Raw genomic sequence first — 14686 nt, forward strand, 5'->3', positions numbered from 1 at the left:
ATGCTGGTCGAGTAGCCCCGGAGGGGCGTATCGAGACCCGCCGTCGTCAGCAGGGTGGTCTGCAGGCTCCGGTTCAGGCGGTGGTGGATCTCGATACGCCCGCTGCGCGGGCTACTCGATCAGCATGAAGCGACGCCCTCGTCTGCTGAGCCGCGGCCCCCGTGCATGCTGGTCGAGTAGCCCCGGAGGGGCGTATCGAGACCCGCCGTCGTCAGCAGGGTGGTCTGCAGGCTCCGGTTCAGGCGGTGGTGGATCTCGATCCGCCCGCTGCGCGGGCTACTCGATCAGCATGAAGCGACGCCCTCGTCTGCCAGCGAAGGTGCACTCGCACAGCGCCGTCAGCTCAGCGCGCGGCGCCCCGAGATCACGCCGGACACCACGGCGACGACGCCGAAGACGATCGCGACGACCGGCTGCCCGAGGTCGAGCCAGGCGAGGGCGGCGGCGCCCATGATCAGCAGCTCGATCAGCGAGCGGCCGTAGAGGTCGATCGCGAAGACGGCGCGGGGCGAGAGGAAGAGCGCCCAGAGCAGGATCGCCAGCACCGGTGCGCCCACACCGAAGACGATGCTCCACGGCAGATCCCAGGACAGGAAGCCCCACAGTCCGAGGCTGACGAACGCGAACAGCTCGAGCACGAGGCGGAGGACGTCGTTCGGCCCGACCTTCGGATCGGTCCGTGCAGTGCCCGCTGTCGCTCGATTCACGCGGACCATCGTATCCGCCCGCGGTGAGTCGCCCGAGAGGGCTCGTTCTCCCGCCCTGCGAACAGCCGTTCCGGGCGACTCGACGCCGCACGCCGGAGCGGCGCGGCGGTCAGTGGAAGATGATCGTGCGGGCGCCGTCGAGCAGCACGCGGTCCTCCGCGAACCACTTCACGGCCTGGGTCAGCGTGCGGCTCTCCTCGTCCTGCCCGATCGCGACCAGCTGCGCGGGGGAGTGCGAGTGGTCGACCCGCACGACGTTCTGCTCGATGATCGGGCCCTCGTCGAGGTCGCTCGTCACGAAGTGCGCGGTCGCGCCGATCAGCTTCACCCCGCGGGCGTGCGCCTGCTTGTAGGGGTTCGCGCCCTTGAAGCCGGGCAGGAAGGAGTGGTGGATGTTGATCGCCCGGCCGGCCAGGCGCGCGCAGAGCTCGGGGGAGAGGATCTGCATGTAGCGGGCGAGGACGACCAGCTCGATGTCGTGCTCCTCGACGACCTCGACCACGCGCTCCTCGAAGGCGCGCTTGGTCTCGGGCGACGTCACCGCGCGCGACTCGAACGGCACTCCGTAGAAGCCGGCCAGGTCCTGCAGGGTGGCGTGGTTCGAGAGGATCAGCGGGACGTCGATGGCGAGCTGCCCGGCACGCTGGCGGAACAGCAGGTCGTTCACGCAGTGCCCCGCCGTGGAGGCGAGCAGCAGCGTGCGCAGCGGGCGGCCGACGACGTCGAGCCGCCAGGTCATGCCGTAGTGCTCGGTGACCGGAAGCAGGGCGGCCTCGAACTCGTCGCGGGTGACGGGCGACTGCACCTGCAGGCGCATGAAGAAGCGCCCGGTGTCGGCGCTGGAGAACTGCTGGCTCTCGGTGATGTTGCCGCGGGCCTGCACCACCGCTCCCGAGACCGCGTGCACGATGCCGGGCAGGTCGGGGCAGGCGAAGGTGAGCGTCCAGTGGTTGCCGGGACCGCCGTCGGAGCCGCCGCTCGCCGCGTCAGCGGGCGTTCGGGCGGGAGCGGGCGCGGCGGAATCGGTCTGCATCCGCTCAGGATATCGGCCGCCCGTTGCTACACTGGCCGCGTCGCGACTGGCGTTCGGATGGGTGACCATCAGGGAGCGGCACCCTCTCCGGAGACCTCTTCCGGACACTTTTCCTGCCGCTCGCCTGGGCCGGAACGGATACCGTTGTCCTGCGTGCCCGAGCGTGCCTCGTCGCCTCGCGGACGCCATCCGTTTCGCAGCCAAGGAGCGCACGTGTCCTCTTCTCCCGCCTCGAGCACCGCCAGCACCGGTGTCTCGGCCTCGTTCAACGAGCCCGTCTCCGTCGTCGATCCCGAGATCGCCGCCGTCCTGCAGCAGGAGCTCGACCGCCAGCGCGGCTACCTCGAGATGATCGCCAGCGAGAACTTCGTGCCGCGCGCGATCCTCGAGTCGCAGGGCTCGGTCCTCACCAACAAGTACGCCGAGGGCTACCCCGGCCGTCGCTACTACGGCGGCTGCGAGTTCGTCGACGTCGCCGAGCAGCTCGCGATCGACCGCGCCAAGGCCCTCTTCGGCGCCGAGTTCGCGAACGTCCAGCCGCACTCCGGAGCGACCGCGAACGCGGCGGCGCTCGCCGCCCTCGTCCAGCCGGGCGACACCATCCTCGGTCTCGAGCTGGCGCACGGCGGCCACCTCACCCACGGGATGAAGCTCAACTTCTCGGGCAAGCTCTACAACGCCACCGCGTACGGAGTCGACCCGCAGACCTTCCGCATCGACATGGACGCGGTCCGCGAGAAGGCCCTCGAGGTCCGCCCGCAGGTCCTCATCGCCGGCTGGTCGGCCTACCCCCGTCACCTCGACTTCGAGGCGTTCCGCGCGATCGCCGACGAGGTCGGCGCCAAGCTCTGGGTCGACATGGCCCACTTCGCCGGACTCGTCGCCGCGGGCCTGCACCCCTCGCCCGTCCCGCACGCCGACGTGGTGACCACCACGGTGCACAAGACGCTCGCCGGCCCGCGCTCGGGCCTCATCCTGGCCAAGCAGGAGTACGCCAAGAAGCTGAACTCCGCCGTCTTCCCGGGCCAGCAGGGCGGACCGCTCATGCACGTCATCGCCGCGAAGGCCACCGCGTTCAAGCTCGCGGGCGAGCAGGAGTTCGCCGACCGCCAGGCGCGCACCATCCGCGGCGCGCAGATCCTCGCCGAGCGGCTCACCGCCGCCGACTCGAAGGCCGAGGGCATCGACGTGCTCACCGGCGGCACCGACGTGCACCTCGTGCTCGCCGACCTGCGCAACTCCCCGCTCGACGGCAAGCAGGCCGAGGACCGCCTGCACGAGGTCGGCATCACGGTCAACCGCAACGCGGTGCCGTTCGACCCGCGCCCGCCGATGGTCACCTCGGGCCTGCGGATCGGCACCCCCGCTCTCGCGACCCGCGGCTTCGGCGACGCCGAGTTCACCGTCGTGGCCGACGTCATCGCCGAGGCGCTCAAGCCCTCGGCCGACCTCGAGGCGCTGCGCGCCCGGGTCAAGGGGCTCACGGACGACTTCCCGCTGTACCCGGGGCTGTAGGCCGCCCCGCCCCTTTCGGGTCACCCTGCGCTCGGCGGGGTCCGGAGCGCCGAGCGCGCCTGCGGACACCGCCGAGCACTACTGCACGACAGGCGCGGGAGCGCCGACGAACGAGGAGTTCCACGATGACGGCACAGGTACTCGACGGCGTCGCGACCGCCGCGACGGTCAAGGCGGAGATCGCCGAGCGCGTGGCGGTGCTGCGCGAGAAGGGCGTCGTGCCCGGTCTCGGCACGCTGCTGGTCGGCGACGACCCGGCCTCGCGCTCCTACGTCGCGGGCAAGCACCGCGACTGCGCGGAGGTGGGCATCGAGTCGATCCGCGTCGACCTGCCCGCCACGGCGTCCGCCGAGGACATCCGCGCGGCCATCCGGCAGCTCAACGAATCGGACTCGGTGACCGGCTACATCATCCAGCTGCCGCTGCCCAAGGGCATCGACGAGAACGCGATGCTCGAGCTGATGGACCCGGACAAGGACGCCGACGGGCTGCACCCGACCAACCTCGGCCGGCTGGTGCTGGGCGTCGAGGGCGAGCTCGACAGCCCGCTGCCCTGCACGCCGAACGGCATCGTCGAGATGCTGAAGCGCTACGAGATCCCGATCTCGGGGAAGCACGTCGTCGTCGTCGGGCGCGGTCTCACGGTCGGACGGCCGCTCGGGCTGCTGCTGACGCGCAAGGGGCTCGATGCGACGGTGACGCTGACCCACTCGCGGACGACGGATCTCGCTGCGGAGGTGCGGCGGGCGGACATCGTCGTCGCCGCGGTGGGTGTTCCGGGACTGATCGCGGCGGACTGGGTGAAGCCGGGGGCGGCGGTGCTCGACGTCGGGATCACGCGGGTCGAGAATCCGGAGACGGGGAAGGCGAAGCTGACCGGCGACGTCGCTCCCGGGGTGGCCGAGGTCGCGGGGTGGCTGTCGCCGGTGCCGGGCGGGGTCGGGCCGATGACGCGGGCGATGCTGATCCACAACGTGGTGGGGGCGGCGGAGCGGGCTCTTCGCTAGTTCGACGTCGGGGGGTGCTTGCTGCTGCCGTTCTGACGGTGGGAGGGGCGCGGTGCCTCGTCGCGGCTCCTTCCCGCGCGCCTTCGGCGCGCCCGCCAGACCCGAGCCAGGAGCCGCGACGAGGCACCGCGCCCCTCCGGGCCGGCGGACGGGGGACCGGGCTTCGCCGGTCGGGGGCGCTGAGGCTCGTTGGGGACCGGAGAACCGAGGGTTGAGGACCAGGGGCGGCGGGACCAGGCGACGGGGCGGTCAGGAGTGGAAGTGGACCTCGTCGCCTGGGGTCAGGTGGGCCAGGGCGTCGAGGGACGTCGAGGCGATGACGGCGAGGACGGGGTAGCCGCCCGTTGTCGGGTGGTCGGGGCCGAAGAGGACGGGGAGGCCTGAGGGCGGGAGCTGGATCGAGCCGTGGACCAGGGCCTCGCTGGGGAGCTCGGGGGCGTCGCCCGTGGGGAGGGGGGTGCCGGTGAGGCGGAGGCCGATGCGGTCGGCGGAGGGGCTGAGGTGCCAGGGGCCGGCGAGCAGGCGCTGCCACGTGCCGGGGGGCAGGAGGTCGAGGCGGGGGCCGGGGAGCACGCGCAGGACCGGGTCTCGGCGCGGGTCGAAGGGCCACCAGTCGGGGAGGAGGACCTCGCCGACGGGGGTGCCGAGCGCGAGCAGGTCGCCGGGGCGGAGGGGGGCCGGGCCGAGGGCGGAGAGGGTGTCGCGGGAGCGGGAGCCGAGGACGGGTGGCGCGGCGATGCCGCCGCGGACGCCGAGGGTGCGGCGCAGGCCCGTCGTCAGGGGGCCGAGTCGCAGGACCGAGCCCGCGGGCGCGAGCGTCGGCAGGACGCGGTCGAGGGCGGCGCCGTCGAGGGTCGCGGCTCCGGCGGCACCGGTCAGGCTGATCCAGGCGGGGGTCTCGAAGCGGGCGGTGAAGCCGGCGCCGAGCAGTTCGAGCGCAGCCGCGTCCGGGGCGTTGCCGAGCAGGCGGTTCGCGAGGCGGAGAGCGCCGCGGTCCATCGCGCCGGAGCGTCCGACGCCGACGGCGGCATGGCCGGGGCGGCCGTGGTCCTCGACGAGGGCGAGGGGGCCGGGGTCGAGGATGCGCAGGCTCACGGCAGCGCCCGGAAGCGGACCTCGTCGCCGGGGGCGAGCAGGGCGGGCGGCAGGCGCTCGATGTCCCAGAGCTCCGCGTCGGTCGAGCCGATCAGCTGCCAGCCGCCGGGGGAGGGGCGCGGGTAGACGCCGGAGTAGCCGACCGCGAGGGCGACCGCGCCGGCGGGGACGCGGGTGCGCGGCTCGGCGCGACGGGCGACCTCCGGCCAGGGGGCGAGCGCGACGAGGTAGGCGAAGCCGGGGGCGAACCCGCCGAAGGCCGCGCGCCACGGGGTCGCCGCGTGGCGGCGGATCAGCTCGGCGGGCGTCCAGCCCAGGGCGTCCGCCGCCTCGGCGAGGTCGACGCCGTCGTAGCGGACGGCGATCTCGTGCCGGCGGCCGACGGTGCCGGGCCCCGTCGGCTCCGTCGCCTCCGCGGTCCGCAGGATCCACGGGGACGCGGTCGCGACCGGCAGCGACTCGTCCAGCACGACGAGGACCGTCCGCGCGGCGGGGACCAGGTCGAGGACGCCTGCGGGCCGGGAGCGGTCGAGCGCCGCCGCGAGGGCGAGCGCCTCGTCGAGGCCGTCGACCTCGGCCAGCACGGCGCGATCGCCGGAGGGCAGCAGCCGCACCGGGATCACGGGGCGGCGCTCGCCAGAGCGACGCCCGCCTCGGAGAGGGCCGCGCGCACCGCCTCCGCCATCGCGACGGCGCCGGGGGTGTCGCCGTGCACGCAGAGGGAGTCGACGTCGAGCTGCAGGTCCTCGCCCGAGGCGGCCGTCACGGCGCCCTCGAGGACCATCCGCACGGCCCGGGCGGCGACGACCGCCGGGTCGGTCAGCAGGTCGCCGGGCTCGCCGCGGGGCACCAGCGTGCCGTCGGCGCGGTAGCCGCGGTCGACGAACGCCTCGCGCAGGATCGGCAGGCCGGCGCTCGCCGCCGCGCGCTCGACCGCGGAGGACCCGAGGCCGAGCAGGGGCAGTGCGGGAGCGGTGTCCCGGACGGCGGCGACCACCGCCTCCGCCTGCCGTTCGTCGTGCACGATGCGGTTGTAGAGGGCGCCGTGCGGCTTCACGTAGCGCACCTCCGTGCCCGCGGCCCGCGCGATCGCCTGCAGGGCGCCGAGCTGGTAGGCGACGTCGGCGTGCAGCTCGTCGGGGCCGACGGGGAGGTCGCGGCGGCCGAAGCCGGCGAGATCGCGGTAGGCGACGTGGGCGCCGATCGCCACGCCGCGCTCGGCGGCGGTGCGGCAGGTGGCGAGCATGATCGAGGGGTCGCCGGCGTGGAAGCCGCAGGCGACGTTGGCGCTCGTGACGATCCGGAGCATCGCGTCGTCGTCACCGAGCGACCACACACCGAAGCCCTCGCCGAGGTCGGCGTTCAGATCGATCGTCCTCCGCATCCTCCGAGCCTACGGGCGGCGTCCAGCCGGGGCTCGCTAGCGTGGGTAGACGCGCTCGCGTTCCCACCCCCTCCGGACCACCGCTCGAGCGCGCCCCCACGAAGGAGAAAACATGCTGACCGTCAACGCCTACGCCGCCCCCTCCGCCACCGAGCCGCTCGTCCCCACCACGATCGAGCGCCGCGACGTCGGAGCGCACGACGTGCTCATCGAGATCGCCTACGCGGGCATCTGCCACTCCGACATCCACACCGTCCGCGGCGAGTGGGGCCCCGTCCAGTACCCCCTCACCGTCGGCCACGAGATCGTCGGCGTCGTCGCCGAGGTCGGCTCCGAGGTGACCAAGCACAAGGTCGGCGACCGCGTCGGCGTCGGCTGCATGGTCAACTCCTGCCGCGAGTGCGAGAACTGCCTCGCCGGCGAGGAGCAGTACTGCCTGAAGGGCAACACCGGCACCTACGCCTCCGTCGACCGCGACGGCACCGTCACCCAGGGCGGCTACTCCACCCACGTCGTGGTCGTCGAGGACTTCGTGCTCCGCGTCCCGGAGTCGATCCCCTACGAGGCCGCCGCGCCGCTGCTCTGCGCCGGCATCACCACCTACTCGCCGCTCTCGCACTGGGAGGCGGGCCCCGGCAAGCGGGTCGCCGTCGTCGGTCTCGGCGGGCTCGGCCACATGGCCGTCAAGTTCGCGCACGCGATGGGCGCCGAGGTCACCGTGCTCTCGCAGTCGCTGAGCAAGAAGGAGGACGGCCTCCGTCTGGGCGCCGACCACTACTACGCGACGAAGGACGAGGAGACGTTCTCGACGCTCAAGAACACCTTCGACATCATCATCAACACGGTCAGCGCGCCGCTCGACCTGGACGCCTACCTCGGCCTCCTGCGCCGCAACGGCACGATGGTGAACGTCGGCGCTCCGGCCGAGGCGCTGCCGCTGCACGTCTTCACCCTGTTCGCCGCGCGCCGCTCCTTCGCGGGCTCGGGCATCGGCGGCATCCGCGAGACCCAGGAGATGCTCGACTTCTGCGCGGAGAAGGGCATCGCGAGCGAGGTCGAGGTCGTCTCGGCGTCGCAGATCAACGAGGCCTACGAGCGCGTGCTCGCCTCGGACGTGCGGTACCGCTTCGTCATCGACATCGCGACGCTCACGAAGTAGCGGTTCCACCGGCCGCGGGGTCGGCTACGGTCGTTCGCATGAGCGAGCGCAGCCACCCCGCGGTCGACCGCGTCCTGGCCGATCTCGAGGTGCACGGGGTGCGGCCGCCGGTCCGCTGGCTCGACGAGGCGGCGTCGACGGCGGCGCTCGCCGCGGCCGCCCTCGGCATCGAGGTCGGCCAGATCGCGAACTCGCTGGTCTTCCTCCTCGACGGGTCGCCGCTGCTGATCCTCACCAGCGGCGCGCACCGCGTCGACACCGACTGGCTGGGCGCCGAGCTCGGCGGGGAGATCACCCGCGCCTCGGCCGCGGTCGTCAAGGCCGCGACGGGCCAGACCATCGGCGGCGTCGCGCCGGTCGGTCACCCGACCCCGCTGCCCACCGTGGTCGACTCCGCCCTGGCCGAGTTCGACACCGCCTGGGCGGCCGCCGGCCACGCCCACACCGTCTACCCGACCAGCGCCGCGGAGCTCGTCCGCGTCACCGGAGGCGCTCTGCGCTCGGTCGTCCCGCCGGCCCCGGCTCAGTAGGCCGCTGTTCGAGCAGCCCGCCCCTCATGCTGTTCGGGCAGCCCGTTCCGCGGGCGTATCGAGCGGCGAAGAAAGGACGCGCCGCGCCCCCTCTCACGCTGGTCGAGTAGCCCCGCAGGGGCGTATCGAGACCCACCGCCCTCGACAGGGCGGGTCTGCAGACTCGCGTTCTGACGGTGGTGGATCTCGATGCGCCCGCTCCGCGGGCTACTCGATCAGCATGGTTCGCCCATGCCTACCAGGTGATCTTTCTAGGAGGTCCGAGGGTCAGCGGACGCGGCCCGCGCCGTCGGCCGCCGTCACGAGGAACAGCTCGGGGGTGCGGAAGCCCTTGTCGGCGAAGGCGGCGAGGACCGCCGCGCGGACATCCTCCTCCTTCTCGACGGGGGTGAGTGCGATGGCGGAGCCGCCGAAGCCGCCGCCCGTCATCCGCGCACCGATCGCGCCGGCGCCGCGGGAGGCCTCGACCGCGGTGTCGAGCTCGGGGATCGAGATCTCGAAGTCGTCGCGGAGCGAGACGTGGCCGGCGTCGAGGAGCTCGCCGATCGCGCGCGGCCCCTGCTCGCGGAGGGTGCGGACGGTGGTGAGGACGCGGGCGTCCTCGGTCACCACGTGCTTCACCCGGCGGTAGGTCACGTCGTCGAGGAGCTCCTCGGCGCGCGGCAGGTCGTCCACCGACAGCTCGCGCAGCGACTCGACGCCCAGCGTCGAGGCACCGAGCTCACAGGACGCACGGCGCTCGGCGTAGCCGCCGGTGGCGTGCGCGTGCTCGACCCGGGTGTCGATGACGAGGAGCACCAGCCCGGCCTCCTCGAAGCCGAGCGGCACGACCTCGGTGTCCAGGCTCCGGCAGTCGAGGAAGACGGCCGCGTCGCGCTCGCCGAACAGCGAGGCGGACTCGTCCATGATCCCGGTCGGCGCGCCGACAGCCACGTTCTCGGCGCGACGGCCCACGCGGGCGAGCGTCGCCCGGTCGAGCCCGAGCTCCCAGAGCTCGTTCAGCGCCACGGCCATCGCGCACATCAGCGCGGCCGAGCTGGAGAGCCCCGCGCCGACCGGCACGTCGGAGTCGACGAACGCGTCGAAGCCCGAGCGCGCGCCGAGATCGACGCCGTACTCGGTGAGCGCCCAGACGACACCGAGCGGGTAGGCCGACCAGCCGTCGAGCGCGTCCGGCCCGAGGTCGTCCAGCGAGATCTCGACGTGCTCGGGGGAGAAGGCGCTCGAGATCCGGACGACCCGGTCCTCCCGCGGCGCGACGGCCATCGCGGTGGCGCGGTCGATGGCGAACGGGAAGACGAAGCCGTCGTTGTAGTCGGTGTGCTCGCCGATCAGGTTGACCCGGCCGGGGCCGGCCCAGACGCCGACGGCCGGGTGGCCGTAGGCGCGCTCGAAGTCCTGCGCGGCGCGCTCGGCGACGGCGTCGAGGGAGGCGGAGGTGGTCATCGGTTCTCCTCGGGGGTGGTGTCGGCGGCGGGGAGCGACGCGTCGGGGTTCGCGGCCGTCTCGGCGGCCAGGGTGGCGGCGTCGGCGCGGTCGATCGCCTCGCGCAGGGCGGCGGCGCTCGTCTCGGGGGCGATGTCGCCGATCCAGGCGCCCATCGCCGCCTCGCTGCCCGCCAGGTACTTGAGCTTGGTGGCGGCGCGGCGCGGCGACGTGATCTGCAGCATGAGCCGCACCTCGTCGCGCCGCTCGTGCACCGGCGCCTGATGCCAGGCGGAGATGTAGGGGGTGGGCGAGTCGTAGAGCGCGTCGATCCCGCGCAGGAGCCGCTGGTAGACCACGGCCAGCTCGTCGCGCTCCTCGGGCGTCGTCTCGCTGATGTCGGCCACGTGGCGGTGCGGCAGCACGTGCACCTCGATGGGCCAGCGCGCGGCGAAGGGCACGAAGGCGGTCCAGTGCTCGCCGCGGACGAGCACGCGCTCGCCGGCCTGCTCGAAGGCGAGGATGTCGGCGAACATCCCGGGGCCGTAAGCGTCGAGCGACGCGAGCAGCCGCGTCGTGCGCGGGGTGACGTACGGGTAGGAGTAGATCTGGCCGTGCGGGTGGTGCAGGGTGACGCCGATCGCCTCTCCGCGGTTCTCGAACGGGAAGACCTGCTGCACCCCGGGCAGGGCCGACAGCGCGGCGACTCGGTCGGCCCACGCCTCCACAACAGTGCGGGCCCGCGAGGCGGAGAGGGTCGCGAACGAGCCCTCGTGCTCGGGGCTGAAGCAGACGACCTCGCAGCGGCCGACGCTCGTCAGGGTCCGGCCGAGGCCGAGCGTGCGGAGGTCCTCGAGGGACGCGGGCGCGTCCTCGTCCTCGAGCAGCGGTCCGAAGGACGGCGAGCGGTTCTCGAAGACGGCGACGTCGTAGACGCTCGGCACCTCCGACGGATTGGTGGGGGAGGCCGGGGCGAGCGGGTCGAGCTCGGCCGGCGGGAGGAAGACGCGGTTCTGCCGGGAGGCGGCGATCGACACCCACTCCCCGGTGAGGACGTCCTGGCGCATGCGCGCGGTCGCGGGGCGGGGATCGAGCTCGCGGGCGTCCGCCGAGCGCTCGGGAGGGAGGGACGTGTCCGCGTCATCGAAGTAGATGAGGTCGCGGCCGTCGGCGAGGACGTGCGGGCGCTTGACGACGCCGGCGGAGAGGGGGATTGCTTCGTTCATGGCACGCCCACGATAGACCGCGACCTTCGGAAAGGAAAGCGCGGTTTCTCTTTGACAAGTCGATGGCGCGAAGGACACGATGGAGCGATGAGGACGGACGGGGAGCAGGAGAGCCGCTCGGCGCTCGAGCGCCGCTTCGAGATGCGGCTGCTCGCCGAGAAGCAGGGCTTCGTCTCCGTCGCGGACCTCTCCGACCGCCTCGGCGTCTCCGTCGTCACCGTCCGCTCCGACCTCGATCGGCTCGCCGGCGAGGGGACCGTCCAGCGCGTCCGCGGGGGAGCCGTGCCGACCGGCGAGCGCTCGGGGGAGCGCTCGTTCGAGGAGGGCCTCGCCGCCGCCTCCGACGAGAAGGCCGCGATCGGCCGCGAGGCCGCCGCCTCGGTCGTCTCCGGCGAGAGCGTGATCCTCGACGTCGGCACCACGACGCTCGCGATCGCCCACGCGCTCGTGGCCCGCGACGACCTCCGCGACGTCACCGTCGTCACCAACGGCCTCAGCGTCGCCCTCGCGCTCGAGCCCGCCATCCCGCGCTTCACCGTCGTCGTCACCGGCGGCACCCTGCGCCCGCTGCAGCACTCCCTCGTCGAGCCGCTCGCCTCCGAGGTGCTCGAGCGGATCCGCGCCGACGTCGTCTTCGTCGGCTGCACGGGCGTCCATCCCGAGGCGGGCGTGACCAACGTGAACCTGCCCGAGGCGACGCTCAAGCGCCGCATGCTGCACGCGGCCACCCGCCGCGTCGTGGTCGCCGACTCGAGCAAGCTCGGCGTCGTCGACCTCGGCCGGGTCGCCGGCACCGAGGAGTTCGACCGCCTGCTCACCGGCGCGGCCGCGGGCGAGGCCGTCGTGGGGCGGCTCGAGGCGGCGGGCCTCGCCGTCATCCGCTGCGGCACGCTCCGGCCCGGTCCGCAGGCCGACGGCGGTGCCGGTCCGTAGGATTCAGGGATGGCCGACTTCACTCCCGCCCCCGCAACCGGGCGCCAGTTCGCCCTCGACCTCACCGCCGAGGGACGCACCCTGCACGCCGTCGTCACGGAGGTGGCCGCAGGGCTGCGCCACCTCTCCGTCGACGGCGTCGAGATCACCGCCGGATACCCCGAGACCGTCGTCCCGCCGTTCGGCTCGGGCATCGTCCTGATGCCCTGGCCCAACCGCGTGAAGGACGGCCGCTGGCACCACGCCGGGCGCACCCAGCAGCTCGACATCACCGAGCCCAAGTACCACAACGCGATCCACGGCCTGCTGCGCAGCGCCTCCTACCGCGTCGTCGAGCAGGGCCCGTCCTTCGTCGAGCTCGCCGCGCCCGTCGTCCCGCAGGCCGGCTACCCGTTCCACCTCGAGACCACGGTCCGCTACGAGCTGCAGGCCGACGGCCTGAAGGTCGTGCACCGCGTCGTCAACGTCGGAGCCGACGAGGCACCCGTCGCGATCGGCACGCACCCGTTCCTCGCGATCGGCGACGTCCCGACCGACGAGCTCGAGATCACGGTCGACGCGGCCGTGCACATCGAGGTCGACGAGCGGCTCAACCCCACCGGTCAGAGCCCGGTCGACGGCACCGAGTGGGACCTCCGCCGCGGCCGCCGGATCGGCGAGCTCGAGCTCGACGACGCCTGGGCCGACGTCACGATCGTCGACGGCGAGAGCGTCCACGGCCTCCGCGCCGACGACGGCCGACGCGTGCTGCTCTGGGCCGACGCCTCGCACAACTTCATCCAGGTCTTCATCACCCGGATCTTCCCCGACGGCGACGACGTCAAGACCGCCATCGCGGTCGAGCCGATGACCGCGCCCGCCGAGGCGCTCAACTCCGGTCAGGGTCTGCGCTGGCTCGAGCCGGGCGAGGAGTGGAGCGTCGCCTGGGGCATCCGCCACGAGGGCTTCCCCGCCTCGTCATGACGACGAGCAGCACGAGCGCCGTCAGCACCTCCGCCGTCAGCACCTCCGCCGGCGGCACCTCCGCCGGGCGCGACGACGAGGCGAAGCGCGCCGCCCTCGTCGCGATGAAGCGGCTCGCCACCGGACTGCTGGTGCTGATGGCGATCGTGTTCGCCGTGTCCTTCGCGCTCCAGGACCGCTACCCCTGGCTGCAGTGGGTGCGCGCGGCGAGCGAGGGCGGCATGGTCGGCGCGCTCGCGGACTGGTTCGCGGTGACGGCGCTCTTCCGGCGGCCGCTCGGGCTGCCGATCCCGCACACGGCGATCATCCCGACCAAGAAGGACGAGATCGGCGCGAGCCTCGCCCAGTTCGTCGAGGAGAACTTCCTCCGCGGCGCGATCGTCCGCGAGAAGCTCGATTCCTTCGGCATCGCCCGCCGTGCCGGGCTCTGGCTCGCCGAGCCCGAGAACGCGCACCGCGTGGGCGGCGAGAGCGCGGCGGCGGTCCGCTCCGCGATCGCGCTGCTCGACGACTCCGACGTGCAACGCGTGATCGAGGCGCTCGCCCGGCGCCACCTGCTCGACCCGCAGTGGGGCCCGCCGCTCGGCTCGCTCGTCGGCAGCGTCGTCGAGGCGGGGCACCACCGCCGGCTCGTCGACACGCTGGTCGAGCAGGCCGAGGTCTGGCTGATCGCGAATCCCGAGAGCTTCACGAGGATGGTCAGCGGCCGGCTCCCGAGCTGGCTGCCCTCCGCGGTCAGCAGGGCGGTCGACGAGCGGCTCTACCGCGAGGCGCTCGTCCTCGTCGAGACGATCCGCGACGACCAGGGGCACCCGTTCCGGATCGCGGTGGACGGCTACCTCGCGACGCTCGCGAAGGACCTCGGCAGCGACCCCGACCTGATCATGCGCGTCGAGGAGATCAAGAACCGCGCCTTCGACAGCCCCCGGGTGCGCGAGCTGGCCGGGGACGCCTGGGAGTCGACGAAGTCGTCGCTGCTCGGCGCGATGGACGACCCCGAGAGCCCGCTGCGCGCGAGCATCGAGTCGATCGTCGTCGACCTCGGCCGCCGGCTCTCGACCGATCAGGCGCTCGCCTCGACCGTCGACACCTGGATCGGCACCGTCGCGGCGAACCTCGTCGACCGCTACCGGGGCGACATCGCCAGCATCATCGGCGAGACGATCGGCCGCTGGGACCCGCAGGAGACCTCCGAGAAGCTCGAGCTGCAGGTCGGCAAGGACCTGCAGTTCATCCGGATCAACGGCACCGTCGTCGGCTCGCTGGCCGGCCTGGTGATCTTCACCGTGGCGCACGCGCTGCTCGGTTCCTGACTAGGGACGCGCGCCGCATCCTGTGCGCGATCGGAACGGGTCGCTCCGGCCCGCTCCGCAAGCCCTCGCCGGTGTCGGTGGTCGGGCGTACGGTCGCAGCATGAGCGACGACACCCCCAACACCACCGATCCCGACGTCAAGACCGAGGGCGACGTCCTCGGCGCCCGTGCCGACGACGGCAGCGACACCAGCGCCAGCAAGGACCCGTCCGACTGGGTCACCGGCGACGAGCCGATGACCGGCCCGCAGCGCAGCTACCTCGACACCCTCGCCCGCGAGGCCGGCGAGACCCTCCCCGCCGACATCACGAAGGCGGAGGCGTCCGAGCACATCGATCGCCTGCAGTCCGCGACCGGCCGCGGCGACGGCAGCAAGTAGTCACCCGCACCACCCGC

Annotated in this window: 15 protein-coding genes; 8 read left to right on the top strand and 7 right to left on the bottom strand. The window is 73.2% G+C overall.

Annotated elements, in window-relative coordinates; translation table 11 throughout:
* Positions 1–338: 338 nt before the first annotated feature.
* Together EDF45_RS04270 and purU are read right to left on the bottom strand one after the other, a co-directional pair.
* Entirely contained in the window at positions 339–707 is a 369-nt protein-coding gene (locus EDF45_RS04270) for a YrdB family protein (RefSeq protein WP_260311766.1), read from the bottom strand.
* Between the two features lie 109 nt (positions 708–816).
* Positions 817–1740, bottom strand: a complete 924-nt coding sequence (gene purU / locus EDF45_RS04275) for a formyltetrahydrofolate deformylase (protein ID WP_123735078.1) — start codon at positions 1738–1740, stop codon at positions 817–819.
* 213 nt (positions 1741–1953) lie between these two features.
* Between purU and glyA the strand changes: the two genes are divergently transcribed.
* Both glyA and EDF45_RS04285 read left to right on the top strand, forming a co-directional pair.
* Positions 1954–3255: a serine hydroxymethyltransferase gene (gene glyA, locus EDF45_RS04280; RefSeq protein ID WP_185020082.1), complete on the top strand. Its 1302-nt coding sequence runs from the start codon at positions 1954–1956 to the stop codon at positions 3253–3255.
* A gap of 125 nt (positions 3256–3380) precedes the next feature.
* On the top strand, positions 3381–4262 hold the full coding sequence (locus EDF45_RS04285; protein ID WP_123735080.1) for a bifunctional methylenetetrahydrofolate dehydrogenase/methenyltetrahydrofolate cyclohydrolase: 882 nt from the start codon (positions 3381–3383) through the stop codon (positions 4260–4262).
* A 249-nt stretch (positions 4263–4511) separates the two neighbouring features.
* Here the strand turns inward: EDF45_RS04285 and EDF45_RS04290 are convergent, their stop codons facing one another.
* The 3 genes from EDF45_RS04290 to EDF45_RS04300 are packed head-to-tail and all read right to left on the bottom strand — an operon-like array spanning position 4512 to position 6741.
* Positions 4512–5357: a biotin-dependent carboxyltransferase family protein gene (locus EDF45_RS04290; RefSeq protein ID WP_260311769.1), complete on the bottom strand. Its 846-nt coding sequence runs from the start codon at positions 5355–5357 to the stop codon at positions 4512–4514.
* Positions 5354–5980 (bottom strand): allophanate hydrolase subunit 1, encoded by a 627-nt coding sequence (locus EDF45_RS04295; protein ID WP_260311771.1) that lies wholly within the window; start codon positions 5978–5980, stop codon positions 5354–5356. Before EDF45_RS04295 ends, EDF45_RS04290 begins: the two co-directional genes overlap by 4 nt.
* Entirely contained in the window at positions 5977–6741 is a 765-nt protein-coding gene (locus EDF45_RS04300) for a LamB/YcsF family protein (protein ID WP_123735081.1), read from the bottom strand. Before EDF45_RS04300 ends, EDF45_RS04295 begins: the two co-directional genes overlap by 4 nt.
* A 112-nt stretch (positions 6742–6853) precedes the next feature.
* Between EDF45_RS04300 and EDF45_RS04305 the strand changes: the two genes are divergently transcribed.
* Positions 6854–7900, top strand: a complete 1047-nt coding sequence (locus EDF45_RS04305; RefSeq protein ID WP_123735082.1) for an NAD(P)-dependent alcohol dehydrogenase — start codon at positions 6854–6856, stop codon at positions 7898–7900.
* A 38-nt stretch (positions 7901–7938) separates the two neighbouring features.
* Positions 7939–8430: a YbaK/EbsC family protein gene (locus EDF45_RS04310; protein WP_123735083.1), complete on the top strand. Its 492-nt coding sequence runs from the start codon at positions 7939–7941 to the stop codon at positions 8428–8430.
* Between the two features lie 267 nt (positions 8431–8697).
* Here EDF45_RS04310 and galK read toward each other — a convergent pair whose 3' ends face one another.
* Entirely contained in the window at positions 8698–9876 is a 1179-nt protein-coding gene (galK, locus tag EDF45_RS04315; RefSeq protein WP_123735084.1) for a galactokinase, read from the bottom strand.
* Positions 9873–11081, bottom strand: a complete 1209-nt coding sequence (gene galT / locus EDF45_RS04320) for a galactose-1-phosphate uridylyltransferase (RefSeq protein ID WP_123735085.1) — start codon at positions 11079–11081, stop codon at positions 9873–9875. Before galT ends, galK begins: the two co-directional genes overlap by 4 nt.
* Positions 11082–11168: 87 nt before the next feature.
* Here galT and EDF45_RS04325 point away from each other — a divergent pair, with 87 nt between their 5' ends.
* From EDF45_RS04325 to EDF45_RS04340, 4 genes are all read left to right on the top strand, one after another.
* Positions 11169–12014: a DeoR/GlpR family DNA-binding transcription regulator gene (locus EDF45_RS04325; protein WP_185020083.1), complete on the top strand. Its 846-nt coding sequence runs from the start codon at positions 11169–11171 to the stop codon at positions 12012–12014.
* Between the two features lie 9 nt (positions 12015–12023).
* Positions 12024–12977 carry an aldose 1-epimerase family protein gene (locus EDF45_RS04330; protein WP_123735086.1) on the top strand — a complete coding sequence of 318 codons (954 nt, stop codon included), beginning with the start codon at positions 12024–12026 and terminating at the stop codon, positions 12975–12977.
* Positions 12974–14290, top strand: a complete 1317-nt coding sequence (locus EDF45_RS04335) for a DUF445 domain-containing protein (RefSeq protein ID WP_123735087.1) — start codon at positions 12974–12976, stop codon at positions 14288–14290. The genes EDF45_RS04330 and EDF45_RS04335 overlap by 4 nt, the downstream gene beginning before the upstream one ends.
* A 100-nt stretch (positions 14291–14390) precedes the next feature.
* Positions 14391–14669 carry a DUF3072 domain-containing protein gene (locus tag EDF45_RS04340; RefSeq protein ID WP_123735088.1) on the top strand — a complete coding sequence of 93 codons (279 nt, stop codon included), beginning with the start codon at positions 14391–14393 and terminating at the stop codon, positions 14667–14669.
* Positions 14670–14686: the final 17 nt, after the last annotated feature.

The organism is Rathayibacter sp. PhB186 (assembly GCF_003751825.1).
Taxonomy (GTDB): domain Bacteria; phylum Actinomycetota; class Actinomycetes; order Actinomycetales; family Microbacteriaceae; genus Rathayibacter; species Rathayibacter festucae.

Coding starts and splice junctions, on each gene's coding strand:
- EDF45_RS04300 (WP_123735081.1), bottom strand. CDS start 6,741: ATGCGGAGGACGATCGATCTGAACGCCGACCTCGGCGAGGGCTTCGGT.
- EDF45_RS04305 (WP_123735082.1), top strand. CDS start 6,854: ATGCTGACCGTCAACGCCTACGCCGCCCCCTCCGCCACCGAGCCGCTC.
- galK (WP_123735084.1), bottom strand. CDS start 9,876: ATGACCACCTCCGCCTCCCTCGACGCCGTCGCCGAGCGCGCCGCGCAG.
- EDF45_RS04310 (WP_123735083.1), top strand. CDS start 7,939: ATGAGCGAGCGCAGCCACCCCGCGGTCGACCGCGTCCTGGCCGATCTC.
- purU (WP_123735078.1), bottom strand. CDS start 1,740: ATGCAGACCGATTCCGCCGCGCCCGCTCCCGCCCGAACGCCCGCTGAC.
- EDF45_RS04325 (WP_185020083.1), top strand. CDS start 11,169: ATGAGGACGGACGGGGAGCAGGAGAGCCGCTCGGCGCTCGAGCGCCGC.
- galT (WP_123735085.1), bottom strand. CDS start 11,081: ATGAACGAAGCAATCCCCCTCTCCGCCGGCGTCGTCAAGCGCCCGCAC.
- EDF45_RS04285 (WP_123735080.1), top strand. CDS start 3,381: ATGACGGCACAGGTACTCGACGGCGTCGCGACCGCCGCGACGGTCAAG.
- EDF45_RS04335 (WP_123735087.1), top strand. CDS start 12,974: ATGACGACGAGCAGCACGAGCGCCGTCAGCACCTCCGCCGTCAGCACC.
- EDF45_RS04340 (WP_123735088.1), top strand. CDS start 14,391: ATGAGCGACGACACCCCCAACACCACCGATCCCGACGTCAAGACCGAG.
- EDF45_RS04330 (WP_123735086.1), top strand. CDS start 12,024: ATGGCCGACTTCACTCCCGCCCCCGCAACCGGGCGCCAGTTCGCCCTC.